At 58.9% G+C, this 18,656-nt stretch carries 18 protein-coding genes; 2 read left to right on the top strand and 16 right to left on the bottom strand.

Going from position 1 to position 18,656, the window contains the following annotated elements; all coding sequences use genetic code 11:
- Window positions 1-44 precede the first annotated feature (44 nt).
- From thiO to AACY02_RS15895, 7 genes are read right to left on the bottom strand one after another with little or no spacing between them, the layout of a single operon-like run.
- A complete protein-coding gene (thiO, locus tag AACY02_RS15925; RefSeq protein WP_339432773.1) occupies window positions 45-1,145 on the bottom strand; it encodes a glycine oxidase ThiO in 1,101 nt (366 codons plus the stop codon).
- Between the two features lie 57 nt (window positions 1,146-1,202).
- The gene (locus AACY02_RS15920) at window positions 1,203-1,604 is read right to left on the bottom strand and encodes a type IV pilin protein (protein ID WP_221730090.1); all 402 of its coding nucleotides are present in this window, start codon (window positions 1,602-1,604) and stop codon (window positions 1,203-1,205) included.
- Window positions 1,605-1,619: 15 nt separating this feature from the next.
- Window positions 1,620-4,700, bottom strand: coding sequence for a pilus assembly protein (locus tag AACY02_RS15915; RefSeq protein WP_339432772.1), 3,081 nt, complete (start codon window positions 4,698-4,700; stop codon window positions 1,620-1,622).
- Window positions 4,687-5,127 carry a pilus assembly PilX family protein gene (locus tag AACY02_RS15910; protein WP_339432819.1) on the bottom strand — a complete coding sequence of 147 codons (441 nt, stop codon included), beginning with the start codon at window positions 5,125-5,127 and terminating at the stop codon, window positions 4,687-4,689. The genes AACY02_RS15915 and AACY02_RS15910 overlap by 14 nt, the downstream gene beginning before the upstream one ends.
- A gap of 50 nt (window positions 5,128-5,177) precedes the next feature.
- A complete protein-coding gene (locus AACY02_RS15905) occupies window positions 5,178-5,891 on the bottom strand; it encodes a PilW family protein (RefSeq protein ID WP_221730093.1) in 714 nt (237 codons plus the stop codon).
- A complete protein-coding gene (pilV, locus tag AACY02_RS15900) occupies window positions 5,888-6,337 on the bottom strand; it encodes a type IV pilus modification protein PilV (RefSeq protein ID WP_339432771.1) in 450 nt (149 codons plus the stop codon). The genes AACY02_RS15905 and pilV overlap by 4 nt, the downstream gene beginning before the upstream one ends.
- Entirely contained in the window at window positions 6,334-6,807 is a 474-nt protein-coding gene (locus AACY02_RS15895; protein ID WP_221730095.1) for a GspH/FimT family pseudopilin, read from the bottom strand. Before AACY02_RS15895 ends, pilV begins: the two co-directional genes overlap by 4 nt.
- Window positions 6,808-6,937: 130 nt before the next feature.
- On the opposite strand from AACY02_RS15895, the gene AACY02_RS15890 reads away from it, so the two are divergent.
- Window positions 6,938-7,492 carry a GspH/FimT family pseudopilin gene (locus tag AACY02_RS15890; RefSeq protein ID WP_339432770.1) on the top strand — a complete coding sequence of 185 codons (555 nt, stop codon included), beginning with the start codon at window positions 6,938-6,940 and terminating at the stop codon, window positions 7,490-7,492.
- On the opposite strand, the gene ispH is transcribed toward AACY02_RS15890, so the two are convergent.
- The 6 genes from ispH to murJ all read right to left on the bottom strand — a co-directional run bounded on the left by ispH (window position 7,464) and on the right by murJ (window position 14,947).
- Complete coding sequence (gene ispH / locus AACY02_RS15885; protein ID WP_221730097.1) at window positions 7,464-8,408, bottom strand: 4-hydroxy-3-methylbut-2-enyl diphosphate reductase; 945 nt, start codon at window positions 8,406-8,408, stop codon at window positions 7,464-7,466. The two genes, AACY02_RS15890 and ispH, sit on opposite strands and share 29 nt — an antisense overlap.
- Window positions 8,409-8,545: 137 nt before the next feature.
- Window positions 8,546-8,983, bottom strand: a complete 438-nt coding sequence (fkpB, locus tag AACY02_RS15880; RefSeq protein WP_339432818.1) for an FKBP-type peptidyl-prolyl cis-trans isomerase — start codon at window positions 8,981-8,983, stop codon at window positions 8,546-8,548.
- 7 nt (window positions 8,984-8,990) lie between these two features.
- The gene (lspA, locus tag AACY02_RS15875) at window positions 8,991-9,503 is read right to left on the bottom strand and encodes a signal peptidase II (protein WP_221730098.1); all 513 of its coding nucleotides are present in this window, start codon (window positions 9,501-9,503) and stop codon (window positions 8,991-8,993) included.
- Complete coding sequence (ileS, locus tag AACY02_RS15870) at window positions 9,496-12,327, bottom strand: isoleucine--tRNA ligase (protein WP_339432769.1); 2,832 nt, start codon at window positions 12,325-12,327, stop codon at window positions 9,496-9,498. Before ileS ends, lspA begins: the two co-directional genes overlap by 8 nt.
- Window positions 12,328-12,340: 13 nt before the next feature.
- Window positions 12,341-13,279, bottom strand: a complete 939-nt coding sequence (gene ribF / locus AACY02_RS15865) for a bifunctional riboflavin kinase/FAD synthetase (protein WP_339432768.1) — start codon at window positions 13,277-13,279, stop codon at window positions 12,341-12,343.
- A 129-nt stretch (window positions 13,280-13,408) separates the two neighbouring features.
- Window positions 13,409-14,947, bottom strand: coding sequence for a murein biosynthesis integral membrane protein MurJ (gene murJ / locus AACY02_RS15860; protein WP_339432767.1), 1,539 nt, complete (start codon window positions 14,945-14,947; stop codon window positions 13,409-13,411).
- Between the two features lie 252 nt (window positions 14,948-15,199).
- Between murJ and rpsT the strand changes: the two genes are divergently transcribed.
- Window positions 15,200-15,472 (top strand): 30S ribosomal protein S20, encoded by a 273-nt coding sequence (rpsT, locus tag AACY02_RS15855; protein ID WP_166216506.1) that lies wholly within the window; start codon window positions 15,200-15,202, stop codon window positions 15,470-15,472.
- Between the two features lie 180 nt (window positions 15,473-15,652).
- Here rpsT and AACY02_RS15850 read toward each other — a convergent pair whose 3' ends face one another.
- The 3 genes from AACY02_RS15850 to cgtA form a co-directional block, all read right to left on the bottom strand.
- On the bottom strand, window positions 15,653-16,120 hold the full coding sequence (locus AACY02_RS15850; protein ID WP_221730102.1) for a CreA family protein: 468 nt from the start codon (window positions 16,118-16,120) through the stop codon (window positions 15,653-15,655).
- Window positions 16,121-16,129: 9 nt separating this feature from the next.
- Entirely contained in the window at window positions 16,130-17,248 is a 1,119-nt protein-coding gene (gene proB, locus AACY02_RS15845; protein WP_339432817.1) for a glutamate 5-kinase, read from the bottom strand.
- A 137-nt stretch (window positions 17,249-17,385) separates the two neighbouring features.
- The gene (gene cgtA / locus AACY02_RS15840; RefSeq protein ID WP_339432766.1) at window positions 17,386-18,609 is read right to left on the bottom strand and encodes an Obg family GTPase CgtA; all 1,224 of its coding nucleotides are present in this window, start codon (window positions 18,607-18,609) and stop codon (window positions 17,386-17,388) included.
- Between the last annotated feature and the right edge of the window lie 47 nt (window positions 18,610-18,656).

The raw sequence follows: 18,656 nt of genomic DNA, 5'->3' as shown, positions 1-18,656 counted from the left end.
GCTTGCTCGCGAAAGCGGTAACGCAAACGCCAACGAATACCTGACTAGATACGGCCTTCAGGTGCATACGGCGCCGGATCAATAATCGGCGTCCGTCCCAGCATCACATCGGCAAACAACTGGCACGACGCCGGTGCCAGCACCAGTCCGTTGCGGTAATGACCGCAGTTGAGCCACAACCGATCAAACCCCGGCACCCGGCCAATATAGGGAATACCTTCCGGCGACCCCGGACGCAACCCCGCCCAATGCCCGACCACTTCGGCATCTGCCAGCGCCGGCAACAACTCAACCGCAGAAGCCTTGAGGCTTTCGAGCGCCACGTCGGTCGGTGTCTTGTCGTAGCCCTCGTGCTCCAGCGTACTGCCGATCAGGATATGCCCGTCGCGGCGCGGAATCGCATAGCGCCCTTTGGCCAGCACCATGCTTGGCAGAAAATCCGCTGCGCACTTGTACAGAATCATCTGGCCTTTGACCGGCTCGACCGGCAATGTCAGGTCCAGCGTCTTGAGCAAGTCACCGCTCCATGCGCCCGCCGTCAGAACCACTTGATCGCCCGCGATCAGCCCATTGGATGTCTCGACACCCACGACGCGCTCACCCTCGCGAACAAATCCGCTGACTTCACATTGTTCGTGAATGGTCACGTTTGGCAGCGCCAGCAGCGCCGCTTTCAGCGACTTGACCAGCCGTGGGTTCCTGACATTGGCTACATCAGCCATGTAGATCGCCCGTGAGAAACCTTCACCGAGCACCGGCACCGCTTCGTGGGCAGCCGAGATATCCACAGCCTGCAACGGACGGTTTTCCCGTTTGGCCCACGCCAGCGCTTCGGCCTCGTCATCGAGATCCAGCCAGTACAAGCCCGTAGTATGCACCTGGGGATCAACCCCGGTATCGGCGAACAAGCGCTCGCCGAGCTGTGGATAAAAATCCTGCGACCAATGCGCCAGCGCGGTAACGGCCGGGCTGTAGCGCCACGGATACAGCGGAGAAACAATGCCGCCGCCAGCCCAGGACGATTCCTGGCCGACGTTCGAGCGATCCAGCAGCACCACGCTGCGCACTTCGGAGGCGAGATTGTAGGCGGTTAGCAGGCCAATTACCCCGCCACCGACAATCACCACTTGCTGTTGCCTGGTCATGTTTGATCCAACCGTAAAAAAGACAGTGGGCGCAAAAGGCACCCTGAGAAAAGCGCTTCAGCGGCCCCAGCAATCCTTGGTGGTCAGCCCGGTAGTCGCGTTGTTCATGCTTCTGACACCGGTGTTGGTGAGGGTGAAGTCCCCGCACTTGTCGGTGGCCATGGCCGTGCCCGTTTTACGGGTGGCGGTCAGCAGGAAGGTCTGGTCAGCAATGGTCGGCGTGACGGTGTAGAAATCGTTGCCTGTGCTGAGCCCGGTAATGCCGGTGTAGACATTGTTCTTGGTGTAGAAACGCTCGAGGGTCTGCGCCTGCTCCGACAACAGCGATACCACCTCGGCACGGCGGCCCTTTTTAACGTACTCGGTGAGGCTTGGATAGCCGATGGTGATGACGATCCCGATGATCGCAATCACGATCATGATTTCGATCAGGGTAAAACCTCGGTTGAATCTGCGCATGCCTCAAACTCTCACTTACTGTATTTGTCGCCACATGATACGACGGCTGCCGCCGCCGGATTTTTCCACCAGGGTAGTCACGCCACCACTGGAGTCACTCACGATCTTGCGCGTTGCACCGTTGACGATGGCATTCAGGGTCGGGATACCGCCGGTAAACACAACGCCACTGGAAATCGTGTCGTTGCTGTCGACCACACCATCGGCGTTGGTATCGAGTACCGCGTAGTTAAGCATCTTACCGCTGAACGCATCGAGTTCGACCAGTTTGCCAGTGCCGAAACTGGCACAGGGATCGGAGGTATCGACGCTCGCCGTGGTGAAGATGATCCGACCGAGCACCAGGCTGGCCTGATTGATCACCCGCTCACCGGTCAGCGCGTTGTTATACACCAATGGCAGATACCAGCCTTTCTCCCCCGGATAAGTCGTGTCGTTCTGGGTGGTGGTAATGAATTGCCCGGAACTGCCGGAGAATACGCCCGTGACGGCCTGCGCCCGCAAACTGCTGACAGTGAGTTGCCCCGAGCCACCATCGGCATCCCACACCGAGTAGAACGCCTGCAAATCCTTGTTGGTCTTATCTGCCGTTTCGTTGAATTTACCGGTACCGACGAAAATCTGTTTGCCGCCCAGCGCGTTGTCTGCCAGCAACGGTTGCGCGGTAATCGGCTGAGTCGATCCACCTGCCGTGGTGAACAACGGTTTGCCGGAAAATGCTACACCCCAACTGCTGGTCGACGTCGCGCTCAAATCGAACTTCCACAATCGCCCTTTCAAGTCGCCGCCATAGGCAGCCTGCACCACATTGGACGAGTTGACCTTGAGTTTCACCGAGGACAGACCGTTAGTGGTTTCTGTACTGTCGATCACGATTTTCCTGATCAACGATCCATCACGTACATCCAGTACATACAAGGCGGCCACCCCGGAGTTGCTGCCATAACCGTTGGCAATGAACGCCGCCCAGCGCCCATCGGCCAAGCGTGCCACTTCCGGTCGGGCATAGGCGTAACCCAGATCATTAAAAGCGTTGGCGGTGCTGGCGGTGGCCGGTGCGCTGACTTCCCACAGAGCGCGTAAAACGTTGCCCGCAGACGCGTCAAACAGTTGCAGCGCATAGAACGTCTTGCCACCGGCACCGGTGCCACCGATGGCCAGGGTTTTCCAGGCGCTGTTGAGTTGGGCGTCATACACGCCGACCTGACCGTCGACCAGAAACTTGTGGCTGACACCGTTGATGTAAGTCGGATCGGCAATAAAGCGCAGCGACGGCAACACACTGGACGGCATGTAGGCGTAGCGCCGAGTGCCGTTGGCCGAGTTGATGACGTTGACGAAACCGTCGTTGGCATTCACCACAAGGCTGGCGTTCATGTTCGCCGCTTTGGTGGTCAGGTAGGCGCTGTAAGTGGTGTCGCCGGACAGGTCTGAGGCGGTTTTATCTGTTGGCGACGCCAGCACCAGTGGCGAGTTGATGATGTCGCCCAACAACACACTGCGAACCTTGAACCCGGCCTTGTTGGTCCCTTTGCTCCATTCCACCAGATCGTTACCCGTCATGCCGGTGGGCAGGCCCTGACTGAGTGTCGTCTGTTGTGTGGCGGAAAAGTTACCGTAGGACAGCGTTACAGCGGCATTGCTGGATGTGTTCCAGGATTGGTAAATCGGCGCCGTAGCCCCCGGCACGATGGTCGTGTCAGTGGTCCAGAGTGTCGCCGACGTGTTCACCGCCCCGGCCGCTGTGAAGCCAAAGGACTTGATCGTGCCGCGCCAGTCCTTGGGGTCGTAGCTGGTCTGGAAATAGCTGGTGCCGCTGGCGAGTGTAGTGCCGCTGGTGACACCGCTGCCGCCGGAGCCGGCCTTGGACGTAATATCGCTGAGCGCCGACGACAATGCCGCGTTCAGCCCAGTGCTGTCGGTCGCTTGATAGTACTTGCCCTGTCCGTAACTGGCCGCATCGGAGAGCATCTCGTTGTCAGCGGTGAACCCCACGGTGTAGGTGTTCATGTTCTGTTTGGGAAAATCCACTGCATTCCAGCTCTTGCCCGCCGCGTCCGTACCGGTTGAACGCATGTCGATGTCAAAAGCGAATTTGGCGATGTCATCCAGATAGAGTGTGTCGCCCTCATCGTCGCCATTGAGGTTATTGCCGTCATTGTTGACGCCATCCCAGTTCGGTAAACGGCTGCCGCCTAACGGATCGTTGGTCGGGAAGGTACGGTCGAATGTCGGCAACCCGTCAGTGATCACCACACCGTAATTTTTCTGGCAGCGATAGTGGATCGGGCTGGTGTAGGTGCTCGGCGAATTGTTGTAGTACGGCGTCATACCGCGCATGTAGCGGGTGACTTCGTAATAGGTTTCCGCCAGCGGCGTGTTCGCCACAGCGCTCAGTCCGTTGATCGAGGAGATCAGAGCGTTGTAGTTGCTGTCGGCCTGGGCCTGGGTAACGCTGCCGGTCACCGGTGACAGATCGCTGATGGTGCGGGCGATGTAACCGCCATTGCCTGAGTTGTTGCTGGTGACCGGGTTGAACGTCGACAGGCCAATGCGCAGTGTACGATTGCTGGTCACCAGAGCTGTCGATACGTTGCGCGCGACGTTGATCCGGTAGTCGTTGGGAATCGCTCCGATGGTGAAGTCACGGTTACTGCCGCTGGCCAGGCCGACCACGTAGGAAATGTAGTCTGCTGAGTATCGCGTGTTGCCACCACCCACCGGATCCGGCAATTTCAGGCAAAGCGGCGTCAGACTGTTGTTGTAAAACGCATACGCTCCGCCGGAGCACCCGGATGTCGACAGGCTCGACAAAAATACCGTGTTACCGCTGATCTCCGTCGAACTGAAGCACAACCCGAAAAAACCGTTGCACTGTCGTGCCGGTGTGCGGTCAACGGCAGGATCGAATCCCGGCGCATAAATGATGCTGTTCATGCTTCCCGAGTCGTCGATAAGCAGCATCACATTCGGCGCTACTGCTGCAGCGCTCAACAGCGGCGAGTCGGATGGTGTGAACGCATAGACCGGTGTTGCCAAATAGAACCCCAGCAGCATGCCGAACAGCAGCGATGCGCAGCGCTTAATACTTCGCATAGACACTCTCCACCACACTGCGCGAAGTGCCGGCAATGCCGACCGCAGTCACCCGATAAAGCGTTGCCGAGGTGTTGCTCGGCACGTTGACAGCGGTCAGCGTCGTGCCGATGTTCTGCACGCCATAGAAGCCGTTACCGGCGGTGATCCAGGTCACGCCCGATGTCGAATTGAACCCGGCCGCACTGACCACCGATGACTCTGCCGGCGGCGCACATTGTGTCGTGCCGCTGCACACTGCCAGCGTATAGGTATCGAGTTGCACCGCACTCTCACCCACCCGCAACGCGGCTTCAGCGGTCTGGAACGATTGATTGCGCAGGCTCACACTGCCCGCCATTTTTTCCTGAAGGGTGGCGCTTTGCATCGACGAAAGGCCGATCATCGTCAGCAACAACAGAAACACCAGGCTGACCAGCAGCACCATGCCGCGTTGCGCCTGACGTTGATGGAAAGAAATCCTCACAGGAGCAGCCCTCACTGCAAGCGGTTGCGGACAGCCGCAACCACGTTGAAGGTTTGATCGGCCACCCGTTTGCTCGGGTCGTTGAGGGTCAGGCTCAAGCGCACGCTGCGGATCCGTGCTGGATCACCGGGGTTGGTACTGTAAGTCGAAGCCGCCACATCGGTGGCTGAACTGGCCAGACCGAAAGTCACGTTGAAAGCGCTGACGTTATTCACCAACACTTGCTGAGCAGGTGTGCCGCTGCCGGTGCCCATCAGAATCTGATTGTTGCTGAAACTGTAGAGCAGACGGCGAATCGGGAAAGCGATCTGCCCGGTCGCCGGGCTTCGCAAACCGGTGTAAGCCGTTGCGCTGTTGCGGCAATCGGAGAGCACTGTCCAGGTCGGTGTGCCGCCGCTGCCGCCGATGTCGGCCGTGACCAGCGTCAGTTTCAGGTTCGCGTTGTCCCAACTGATCGGCGTGATCTGCGCCGCACTGAAGTCCCCTGACGTGCTGGCATCGGTGATCGTGCCAAGGCAGCCAAACATCCCGACCATACGGATTTCCTGAATCATTTTGCTCAACACGAAACGCGCATCTTCCTGCATGGCAGCGGCACTGTTCTGGCTGACGTAGGTATTCTTCGCGGCGATGAAAGTCTGAACCACGCCCAACACCACAATCAGCCCCAGTGCCAGGGCGACCAGCATCTCGATCAGGCCAAAACCGCGGTTGTGACGCTTCATGGCGTGGCCACCGGATCGACCGCAGCGCGACTGGTCAGCACGAAACTGCGTTGAGCGCTGGCCGTGTTGGCTGCCCGCGCGTCACTCCAGGTGATGGTGATGGTGTAAACCCGCTGGTTGAGCGTGATGCTGCCGGTCGCCGTCGGCCCGCCGAAACCGACGATGTTGGTGGTGAAATCGTAGAGATCCTGATCGCGGGCGACGCTGAGGTTGCCCGACGTCGGTGGCGTGACGGTGTAGTCGGCGCCGGAATTGGCGCGGATACGGTCCATCATGTCGTAGGCAATGAAACTGGCCTGACTGGTCATGCGCGAGCTGTCGGTGTACTTCAGGGCATTGAGTTGCACGGCCGCCGCCCCCAACAGCCCGACCGTAAGAATCAACAACGCGACCAGCACTTCGATCAGCGTCATGCCTTCCTGTGCGTTTTTACTCCCTGCCCTCATCCGCAACTTCCACCCAATTGAATTCGTCCGTTCAAACACACATTCAGCGTCCTGCTTTGCGTTCCCAAGGTGTAACTGAAGACCACCGCCGTCGATGGCGCGGCCAGACCGCCGAGATTGTTGAAGTCCAGTGCGGTCACCCCAGAGGTTAGCGCCAGAGTTGCGCCGCTGCTCATGGCTGGAACAACCCGCAACACATTGGCCGAAGTGCCAGTACTGTCGTAGACCGACAGTTCGCCGGTCCAGGCATTGCCCCCGGCCGTCGGCCGCAGCCGCGTCGTCACGCCCCGATCAATCGCTTCCAGTCGTGCGAAATTGATCGCTCGTTGCAGGTCGCCCATTTCGGTATCGGCCCTGCTGCCCTGTATCGAACGGGTAAACGCAGGCACCGCCAAAGTGATCAGGGTTACGAATATCGCGACCGCAACCAGCAACTCGATCAGCGTGAAACCTTTTGTACGAAGATCCATCGTTGCCCTCCGTTGCCGTCAGCTATACCTGCTTCTACACGCTAGAACATTCAACCGACCTGTGTCGGTTGATTTGCCCTGTGCGGCGCACGGATCGCCCCGCACATCACACGCCATGGAGGGAATTTTCATGCCGCAACGAGGCTTCAGCCTGATTGAACTGCTTATGGGACTGGCGATTGGCGCAATTGTTCTGCTGCTGGTCAGTCCGGCGTTTGCCACGCTCAGGGAGTCAAACCATCGGGATCAGGCCGCACAGTCGTTGCTCGACGGCATCCGCAATGCCCGCACAATGGCGATCACACGCAATCAAAGCGTGGTAATCCATGGCATCAATGGCGACTGGAGTCAGGGCTGGCGGATCATTCTGGATATCAGCGGCAAGGGGCCGGAGGACAGCAGCAATCCGCTGCTGGTGGAGCGTGCGAGTGACGCGAAGGTGCCGATTGTCGGCAACTGGTTGGTGAGCCGTTATGTGCGCTTCAGCAGCCTGGGGCAACCGCTGATGCCCGGTCGAGCCTTTCAGGCTGGGACATTACACATCTGTTCGACTCGCGAGCCGGTCAGCCAGCGCCAGGTGGTGCTGGCGGCGACCGGTCGAGTGCGCCTGAGCAGCAAAAACGCTGAACAGGCGTTGTGTCAGAAAACAAATACGTTTAAATCGAACGTACGCGCAGCTCTTTAGGCATCGAGAACGTGATGTTCTCTTCGCGGCCCGCCAGCTCATCGGCACCGGTAGCGCCCCAGGCCTGCAACTGTTGGATCACGCCACGCACCAGCACTTCAGGTGCGGAAGCACCGGCGGTGATGCCAATGCGCTCGACGCCATCGAACCAGCTCTTTTGCAGGTCTTCGGCACCGTCGATCAGGTAGGCCGGAGTGGACATGCGTTCGGCCAGTTCACGCAGGCGGTTGGAGTTGGAGCTGTTCGGGCTGCCGACCACCAGGACCACGTCGCATTCGTCGGCCAGTTGCTTGACCGCGTCTTGTCGGTTTTGCGTGGCATAGCAGATGTCGTCCTTGCGCGGGCCACCGATGGCAGGGAAACGCGTGCGCAAAGCATCGATAACGCGGCTGGTATCGTCCATCGACAGCGTGGTCTGTGTGACGAACGCCAGTTTTTCCGGGTCATGTACCTGCAACTCGGCCACGTCTTTCTCGTCTTCGACGAGGTAGATTGCACCGCCATTGCTGGCATCGTACTGCCCCATGGTGCCTTCAACTTCCGGGTGACCGGCGTGGCCGATGAGGATGCATTCGCGACCGTCGCGGCTGTATTTGGCGACTTCGATATGCACCTTGGTGACCAATGGACAGGTGGCGTCGAATACTTTCAGGCCACGGCCAGCGGCTTCGGTACGCACGGCTTGCGAAACACCGTGGGCACTGAAGATCACGATGACATCGTCCGGAACCTGATCCAGTTCTTCGACGAAAATGGCGCCACGGCTGCGCAAATCCTCAACGACGAATTTGTTGTGCACTACTTCATGACGCACGTAGATCGGCGGCCCGAAGACCTCCAGGGCGCGGTTGACGATTTCTATCGCCCGGTCCACGCCGGCGCAGAAGCCACGGGGGTTGGCGAGTTTGATTTGCATGCTGTGCCTCGTGTCTTGCGCGCGAAAAAACAGTGAATAACGACTGTGGGAGCGGGCTTGCTCGCGAATGCTGACTGACATTCAACCTATAAGTTGTCTGACACACCGCTTTGGCGAGCAAGCCCGCGCCCACATTTTTACAACGCCTTGACGCTGATGATTTCCACGTCAAAGGCCAGCGTCTTGCCCGCCAGCGGGTGATTGAAGTCGATGGTCACTTGCGCATCGTCGAACTCTTTCACCACACCCGGCAGCTCAGTATTGGCCGCATCGTTGAAGATCACCAGCAAACCCGGCGACAGCTCCATATCAGCAAACTGCGAACGTGGGATGATCTGCACATTCTGCGGATTCGGTTGACCGAAAGCGTTCTCCGGCTCGACGCTCAGCGTACGCTTGTCCCCGGCCTTGAAGCCAAACAAAGCAGCCTCGAAACCCGGCAGCAGGTTGCCATCGCCGACCTTGAAGGTCGCAGGGGCTTTGTCGAAGGTGCTATCGACCGTGTCGCCGTTCTCCAGGCGCAATGCAAAGTGCAAGGTGACTTCCGTGTTCTGGCCGATGCGTTGCTCAGCCAATACCTGTTCAGTCATGAACGGTTTCTCCGGTTTTCTTGGTTTTGAACATGTCCAGTGCCAGCATCACCGCGCCAACGGAGATGGCGCTGTCGGCGAAGTTGAACGCCGGGAAGTACCAGCGGTTCTGCCAGTGCACCAGAATGAAGTCGATCACATGGCCCAGGGCAATGCGGTCATACAGATTGCCCAACGCACCACCCAGCACCAGCGCCAAAGCGATGGCCAACCAGGTTTCGTTGCGCCCCAGTCGCTTGAGCCAGACCACCAGCACCGCGCTGACCACGATCGCGATCAGGGCGAACAGCCAGCGCTGCCAGCCGGAACCGTCAGCGAGAAAGCTGAACGCAGCACCGGTGTTGTAAGCCAGGGTCCAGCTGAAGTAATCGGGAATGATCACGATCTGCTGGAACATTTCGAGCTTGTTTTCGAAGTAGAACTTGCTGGCCTGGTCAATGACCAGAACCAGCAAACTCAACCAGAGCCAGCTCAACCGTCCGAAACGGCCAACGGCATTAGGCATAGTGACGAACCTCGCCGGCGCCGCTGATGTTTTCAACGCAGCGACCGCAGATTTCCGGATGCTCCGGGTTTACGCCAACGTCTTCGCGGCAGTGCCAGCAACGGGCGCACTTGGCGAAGGCCGATTTGACGATCTTCAGCTTCAGGCCGCTGACTTCGGTCGCTACCGCGTCGGCCGGAGCCTGGACAAACGGTGCAACGCTGGCGGTCGAAGTGATCAGGACAAAGCGCAGTTCGTTGCTCAGCTTGGCCAGATCGGCGCTCAAGGCGTCTTCGGCGAACAGCGTCACTTCGGCTTGCAGGTTGCCACCGACGGCTTTCGCCGCGCGCTGGATTTCCATTTCTTTGTTGACCGCGACCTTCACTTGCATGATGCGATCCCAGTACTCGCGACCCAGCTCGAAGCCTTCCGGCAGCTCGGTCAGACCTTCGTACCAGGTGTTGAGCATGACCGATTCGTTACGCTCGCCCGGCAGGTATTGCCACAGCTCGTCGGCGGTGAACGCCAGGATCGGTGCGATCCAGCGCACCAGCGCTTCGGAGATGTGGAACAACGCGGTTTGCGCCGAACGGCGGGCCTTGCTGTTGGCGCCAGTGGTGTACTGACGATCCTTGATGATGTCGAGGTAGAAACCACCCAGCTCCTGCACGCAGAAGTTGTGGATCTTGGAGTAGACGTTCCAGAAACGGTACTCACCGTAGTGCTCTTGCAACTCGCGTTGCAGCAGCAGCGTGCGATCCACCGCCCAGCGATCCAGTGCCAGCATCTCTTCGGCCGGCAGCAGGTCGGTGGCCGGGTTGAAACCGGTCAGGTTCGAGAGCAGGAAGCGCGCGGTGTTACGGATACGCCGGTAGGCGTCCGCGCTGCGCTGCAGGATCTGCTCGGACACGGCCATCTCGCCGGAGTAGTCGGTCGAAGCGACCCACAGACGCATGATGTCGGCGCCCAGGGTGTCGTTGACTTTCTGCGGTGCGATCACGTTGCCCAAAGACTTGGACATTTTGCGGCCGGACTCGTCGACGGTGAAGCCGTGGGTCAGCAACTCGCGGTACGGCGCGTGGTTATCGATGGCACAACCGGTCAGCAGCGACGAGTGGAACCAGCCACGGTGCTGATCGGAACCTTCCAGGTACAGGTCGGCACGCGGGCCGGTCTCGTGCCCCATCGGGTGCGAACCGCGCAGAACGTGCCAGTGAGTGGTACCCGAATCGAACCAGACGTCGAGGGTGTCGCTGATCTTGTCGTACAGCGGCGCATCGTCGCCAAGCAGTTCGGCAGCGTCCATCTTGAACCAGGCTTCGATGCCTTCGACTTCAACGCGCTTGGCGACTTCTTCCATCAGTTCAACGGTGCGTGGGTGCAGCTCGCCGCTTTCCTTGTTGAGGAAGAACGGGATCGGCACGCCCCAGTTGCGCTGACGGGAGATGCACCAGTCCGGACGGTTGGCGATCATCGAGTGCAGACGCGCCTGGCCCCAGGCCGGGACGAACTGGGTGTCTTCGATGGCTTTGAGCGAGCGCACACGCAGGGTGTCGCCGCTGACCGGCTCTTTGTCCATGCCGATGAACCACTGCGCGGTGGCGCGGTAGATCAATGGAGTCTTGTGGCGCCAGCAGTGCATGTAGCTGTGCTCGATGACGGTGGTGTGCATCAGCGCACCGACTTCGGTCAGCTTCTCGACGATGGCCGGGTTGGCCTTCCAGATGAACTGGCCGCCGAAGAGTTCCAGCGACGGCACGTACACACCGTTGCTCTGCACGGGATTGAGGATGTCGTCGTTGACCATGCCGTACTTCTTGCAGGTCACGAAGTCGTCCACGCCGTAGGCCGGAGCGGAGTGAACCACGCCGGTGCCAGCGCCCAGTTCGACGTAGTCGGCCAGATATACCGGCGACAGACGGTCGTAGAACGGGTGACGGAAGTTGATCAGCTCCAGCTCTTTGCCGGTAGTGGTGGCGATGACCGAACCTTCAACGCCGTAGCGAGCCAGGCAGGCTTCAACCAGCTCTTCAGCCAGCACCAGCAGCTTGTCGCCGACATCGACCAGGGCGTAGTTGAATTCCGGGTGAACGTTCAGCGCCTGGTTGGCCGGGATGGTCCACGGGGTGGTGGTCCAGATCACGATCGAGGCTGGTTTGCTCAGCGACGGCAAACCAAACGCGGCAGCCAGTTTGGCTTCGTCAGCGATCGGGAAGGCAACGTCGATGGTCGAGGACTTCTTGTTTTCGTACTCGACTTCGGCTTCAGCCAGGGCCGAGCCGCAATCGAAGCACCAGTTCACAGGCTTGAGGCCCTTGAACACGAAGCCGCCCTTGACGATTTCGGCGAGGGCACGTATTTCACCGGCCTCGTTCTTGAAATCCATGGTTTTGTACGGGTTGGCGAAGTCGCCCAGCACGCCGAGGCGGATGAACTCGGACTTCTGCCCTTCGATCTGCTCGGTGGCGTAGGCACGGCACAGCTCGCGGGTCTTGTCCGCGCCCAGGTTCTTGCCGTGGGTCACTTCAACCTTGTGCTCGATCGGCAGGCCGTGGCAGTCCCAGCCCGGAACGTACGGCGCGTCGAAACCCGACAGGGTTTTCGAGCGGATGATCATGTCCTTGAGAATCTTGTTCAGTGCGTGACCGATGTGGATCGTGCCGTTGGCATACGGAGGGCCGTCGTGCAGAACGAACTTCGGACGATCCTTGCCAATCTCGCGCAACTTTCCGTACAGGCCAATACTGTCCCAGCGCTGCAGGATCTGCGGTTCGCGCTGTGGCAGGCCGGCCTTCATTGGGAAGGCGGTGTCCGGAAGGTTTAGCGTGGCTTTATAGTCGGTCATTTAAGGCTCTTCATTAGCGATGGGCGCTAGGTGCGGCTAGTGCACGGGCGGTGGCGACATCCGCATTGATCGCCGTTTTCAGCGCCTCCAGGGAGGCAAATCGCTGCTCTTCACGCAGCTTTTGGTGGAAAACCACCGTCAAACGCCGGTCATACAGATCGCCGGCAAAATCTAAAAGATGGACTTCAAGGTGGGCCTTGCCATCACCTTGCACCGTGGGCCGCACGCCGATATTGGCGACGCCGGGCCAGGTCTTGCCGTCGATATCCACATCCACCAGATACACCCCGGTAAACGGCACGCGACGACGCTTGAGTTGAATATTGGCAGTGGGCGTCCCCAGTTGCCGGGCCAGTTTCTGGCCATGCAGCACGCGACCGACGATGCGGTAAGGGCGGCCGAGCAAGCGTTCGGCCAGGGCAAAATCGGCGGCGGCCAATGCGTTGCGCACCTGAGTGCTGCTGACGCGAATGCCGTCCAGCTCGACGGTTTGTGCAGCTTCGACGCTAAAACCGTGGACCTGCCCGGCCTGCAACAGGAAATCGAAATCACCGAGGCGGTCGCAGCCGAAGCGGAAGTCATCACCGACCTCCAGATGCTGTACGCCGAGGCCGTCTACCAGAATGGTGTCGACGAACTCACTGGCGCTGAGCTTGCTCAGACGCTGGTTGAAGGCCAGGCATAACACCCGGTCAACACCTTCGGCCGCCAGCAGTTGCAGCTTGTCGCGTAGCCGGGCCAGACGCGCCGGCGCGGTCTCGGGCGCAAAAAATTCCCGTGGCTGCGGCTCGAAAATCACCACGCAGCTGGGTACGCCCAACTCGAGCGCACGCTCACGCAGTCGGGCCAGGATAGCCTGGTGACCACGGTGAACACCGTCAAAGTTGCCAATAGTGGCGACGCAGCCCCGATGCTGGGGGCGCAAGTTGTGGAGGCCTCGAACCAGCTGCATAACGCGCTTCTTGCTCATAAAGTGGTCGATTATAACCACACCCGACGGCCGACGACAGGCAACACCGTAACGCAAAGTGATCGAGCCGACAAAACTGCCGGCCCGTGCCCACTCATAAAGGGTAAAACCTCAGCTCAAGGCTTTGCGATTGAAGTCGCGCAGACGAAAACCGAGCAGCAGCAACATACCAAAATACGCAACTACGCCGGCTGCCACCAAGGCCCCCAGACGCAGGAAGCGTTCAAGCATGTGCCCCTGATCCCAGGCTGGCATGAAATGCATGCCAATCAACAACACCGCCGACATCACCGCCACCGCCACCACCAGTTTGAAGCCGAACCTGGCCCAGCCTGGCTGCGGCTGGTACATCTGCTGTTTGCGCAGTTGATAGAACAGCAACCCGGCATTCAGGCAGGCGCCGGCACTGATCGCCAACGCCAGGCCGGCGTGAGCCAACGGACCAATCAAAACAAGGTTGAACAGTTGCGTGACGATCAGCGTGAAAATTGCGATTTTCACCGGAGTGCGAATGTTCTGTTGCGCATAAAAACCCGGGGCCAGCACTTTGATCACGATGATCCCGAGCAGGCCCACCGAATAGGCAATCAACGCGCGCTGGGTCATTTCAGCATCAAAGCCACTGAACTGGCCGTACTGGAACAACGAAACGGTCAACGGCTCGGCGAGAATCCCCAGCGCCAGCGAGCACGGCAGCACCAGCACAAAGCACAGACGAAGCCCCCAGTCGAGAATCCGCGAATATTCGTGGCGATCCTTGCTGGCGTAGGTTTTGGCCAAGGTCGGCAGCAGGATGGTACCCAACGCCACACCCAGCACGCCGGACGGCAACTCCATCAAGCGGTCAGCGTAATACATCCACGACACCGAACCTGCGACCAGAAACGAGGCGAAGATCGTGTTGATAATCAGCGAAATCTGACTGACCGACACCCCCAGGATCGCCGGCAGCATCTGCTTCATCACTCGCCAGACGCCGGTATCGCGCAAATTCAGGCGCGGCAGGACCAACATGCCGATCTTCTTCAGGTGCGGCAGTTGATAAAGCAACTGCGCCAGACCGCCCACCAGCACCGCCCAGCCCAAGGCCATGACTGGCGGATCGAAGTATGGCGTCAGGAACAGCGCAAACACGATCATGCTGACGTTGAGCAGGGTCGGTACGAATGCCGGCACCGAGAAACGGTTCCAGGTATTGAGGATCGCACCAGCCAGCGAGGACAGGGAGATCAGCAATATGTAAGGAAAGGTCACCCGCAAAAGGTCGGAGGTCAGCTGGAATTTTTCCGGCGTGTCGGTAAAACCGGGAGCTGTCGCCCAGATCACCCACGGCGCGGCGATCATGCCAAGCGCCGTTACCAGCGCCAGCACCAAGGTCAGCAACCCCGACACGTAAGCAATAAAGGTGCGCGTCGCCTCCTCGCCTTTCTGGCTTTTGTATTCGGCCAGAATCGGCACAAAAGCCTGAGAGAACGCACCCTCCGCGAAGATTCGCCGAAGCAGATTAGGCAGCTTGAAGGCAATAAAGAAGGCGTCCGTCGCCATCCCGGCCCCGAATATACGGGCGATGAGCGTGTCACGGACGAACCCGAGAACCCGCGAAAGCATCGTGATAGAGCTGACGGCGGCCAACGATTTGAGCAGATTCATTGAGGGAATTTGTGCCTGTCGATAAACAGCAGGCGAACAATGCGCCTACTTGTGCGATACTCTGCGCCGCAACAGCACAGAGCCAAAGCTCGCGAGTTTACAGGTCAAGCGCCGGAAATAAATATCCCGCCTCTTTATACCTACCACTTAGCGGAACGTTTCAAGCGCCCTTGACAAGACATCTCTTCATCGGCATGATTCGCGGCCTATTTTGTTTGCTATTTCCTAAAAAGTCTTTCGAGGAGCTCGACGGTGGCCAACTCACCTTCCGCCAAAAAACGTGCAAAACAGGCTGAGAAGCGTCGCAGCCACAACGCCAGCCTGCGTTCCATGGTTCGTACCTACATCAAGAATGTAGTTAAAGCCATCGACGCAAAAGACGCTGAAAAAGCTCAAGCTGCATACGTTCTGGCTGTGCCAGTTATCGACCGTATGGCCGATAAAGGCATCATCCACAAGAACAAGGCTGCTCGTCATAAGAGCCGCCTGAATGGCCACGTCAAAGCACTGAAAACTGCTGCTTAATCGACGTAGTCATTAAAAAACCGACCCTAGGGTCGGTTTTTTATTGCCTGTAATTTGATAAAGGCAGAAAAAATGTGGGAGCAGGCTTGTTCGCGAATGCAATCTGTCAGCTGACATACCCAGCAACTGACACGACATCTTCGCGAGCAAGCCCGCCCCCCCACATTTAGATTGACGCTTTTACTGCCCGGCCGGCATCCACGGCAAAATCGGGATCGCCGTCACCGCATTCTGCGGACTGCCCTCGATCAAGCGATCACTATAGACCAGGTACACCAGCGTATTGCGCTTCTTATCGAGGAAACGCACCACTTGCATGGTTTTGAATACCAGCGAAGTGCGCTCCTTGAACACCTCTTCGCCATCCTTAAGCTCGCCCTTGAACTTGATCGAACCGACCTGACGACAAGCAATCGATGCCTCGGCACGATCTTCAGCCAGCCCCAAGCCACCCTTCACGCCACCCGTCTTGGCGCGCGAGAGGTAACAGGTCACACCCTCGACTTTCGGATCATCGAAAGCCTCGACCACGATCCGGTCGTTCGGACCGACAAACTTGAACACTGTCGACACCTGACCAATTTCTTCAGCCGAAGCCAGCAATGGCAACACCATCAACAGACCCAACAATCCTTTTGCTACGCGCATGAGTTTTCCTTACACCAAAATCAGATTGTCACGGTGAACCAGTTCAGGTTCAGCCATGTAACCGAGCAAACCGACAATCGCATCCGACGATTGACCGATGATTTTTTGCGCCTCCAGCGCACTGTAGTTGGCCAGGCCACGAGCGATCTCACGACCATCCGGCGCCACGCAAACCACCATTTCACCGCGCCGGAAACTCCCCTGCACCAGTTTCACACCCACCGGCAACAGACTCTTGTTACCCCGGGACAGCGCCGACACCGCACCATCATCCAACACCAACGTACCACGGGTTTGCAGGTGCCCTGCCAACCACTGCTTACGCGCCGCCAGCATGCCGCGCTCAGGCGACAACAACGTGCCGATACGCTCACCCGCCTTCAAGCGATCAAGCACACGCTCAAGACGCCCACCCACGATGATGGTGTGTGCGCCGGAACGAGCCGCCAGACGCGCCGCACGCAGCTTGGTTTGCATACCACCACGCCCCAGCGCGCCACCTGTACCACCCGCCACCGCATCCAGGCCCGGATCATCGGCACGCGCCTCGTAAATCAACTGAGCATCGGGATTGTTGCGCGGATCAGCATCGAACATGCCATCGCGATCCGTCAGGATCACCAGCAGATCAGCCTCGACCAGGTTGGCCACCAACGCCGCCAGCGTGTCGTTGTCGCCAAAACGGATTTCATCAGTGACCACGGTGTCGTTCTCGTTGATCACCGGAATGACTTTCAGCTCGACCAGCGCACGCAAGGTGCTGCGGGCATTCAGATAGCGCTTGCGGTCAGAGAGGTCGTCGTGAGTCAGGAGAATCTGCGCGGTGTGCCGACCATGCTCGGCAAAGCTTGATTCCCAAGCCTGCACCAAGCCCATCTGACCGATTGCCGCCGCAGCCTGAAGCTCGTGCATCGCACTGGGTCGTGCGGTCCAGCCCAGACGGCTCATGCCGGCCGCCACCGCCCCGGAAGACACCAGCACCAACTCGACACCCGCCTCATGCAGGGCCACCATCTGCTCGACCCAGACACTCATTGCCGCGCGATCCAGCCCTTTGCCATCAGCTGTCAGCAAAGCGCTGCCGATCTTCACGACCCAACGCTGCGCACCTGTCACCTTGCTCCGCATCATCTTCAACCTTAGCTTGAGGACAGCGCGACCTGGCACTGCCCGTGACGTTAATCGTGGCTATTGGTGACCAACGATCGATTTCCAGATACTAAAACGCCGCTCGATTGAGCGGCGCTTAAGTTTACTGCAACGAATCAGTCACGCACGTAAATGATTTCCGGACCGTCTTCGTCATCCACGTCTTCTTCATCCCAATCATCGTCGCCGATGTCGTGGACCGACTTCACGCCACTGCGACGCAGGGCACGCTTGTCATCCAGCGCCTGCAACTGCGCGCGGGCTTCGTCTTCAATGCGCTGATCGAGATCGGCCAGTTCTTCCTTGTAAGACGGGTCGGCAGCAAGGCGATCGGCACGATCTTCCATGTAACGCATGATGTCGTGGCACAGACGCTCCGTACCGATCTTGGCAATTGCCGAGATCACGTAGACCGGACCTGTCCACTCCAGACGATCAACGATCTCCTTGACGCGAGCATCGTGCTCCTCCTCAAGGATCTGGTCGCACTTGTTCAGCACCAACCAGCGGTCACGCTCAGCCAGGGACGGACTGAACTTGATCAGCTCATTGACGATGACCTCAGCCGCATCAGGCGCACTGGTGTCATCCAGCGGCGCCATATCCACGAGGTGCAGCAACAGACGCGTACGCGCCAAGTGCTTGAGGAAGCGAATCCCCAGGCCGGCACCGTCGGAAGCGCCTTCGATCAAGCCCGGGATGTCGGCAATGACGAAGCTCTTCCAGCGATCGACGCTGACCACACCCAGGTTCGGGACCAACGTGGTGAACGGGTAATCGGCGACCTTCGGCTTGGCGGCCGAAACCGAACGGATAAAGGTACTTTTACCGGCATTCGGCAAGCCCAGCAGACCTACGTCGGCCAACACTTTCATTTCCAGCTTCAGGTCGCGCTGCTCGCCCGGCTTGCCCGGCGTGGTCTGGCGCGGCGCACGGTTGGTACTGGATTTGAAACGGGTATTGCCCAGACCGTGCCAACCGCCCTGCACGACCATCAACTTCTGGCCAGCCTTGGTCAGGTCACCAATGACCTCCTGAGTCCCGGAGTCGATCACGGTCGTACCGACCGGAACACGCAGGATCAGGTCTTCACCCTTTTTGCCGGTGCAGTCGGTGCTGCCACCATTGGAGCCACGCTCAGCATCGAAATGCCGGGTGTAACGGTAGTCCACCAGGGTGTTGAGGTTTTCGTCGGCCATCATGTAGATGGAACCACCATCACCACCATCACCACCGTTCGGACCACCGTTCTCGATGAACTTTTCCCGACGGAAACTCATGGCGCCATTACCGCCATCACCAGCCTTTACGCGAATCGATACTTCATCAACAAACTTCATAACCAACGCCTCTCGCCGTACGGACGAGCCGAAAAACAATCAAGACA

This window comes from Pseudomonas sp. EA_65y_Pfl2_P78 (assembly GCF_963970495.1).
GTDB lineage: Bacteria > Pseudomonadota > Gammaproteobacteria > Pseudomonadales > Pseudomonadaceae > Aquipseudomonas > Aquipseudomonas baetica_A.
Note: the sequence above shows the minus strand (reverse complement) of the source record. Positions and strands in the feature narration are given on the sequence as shown.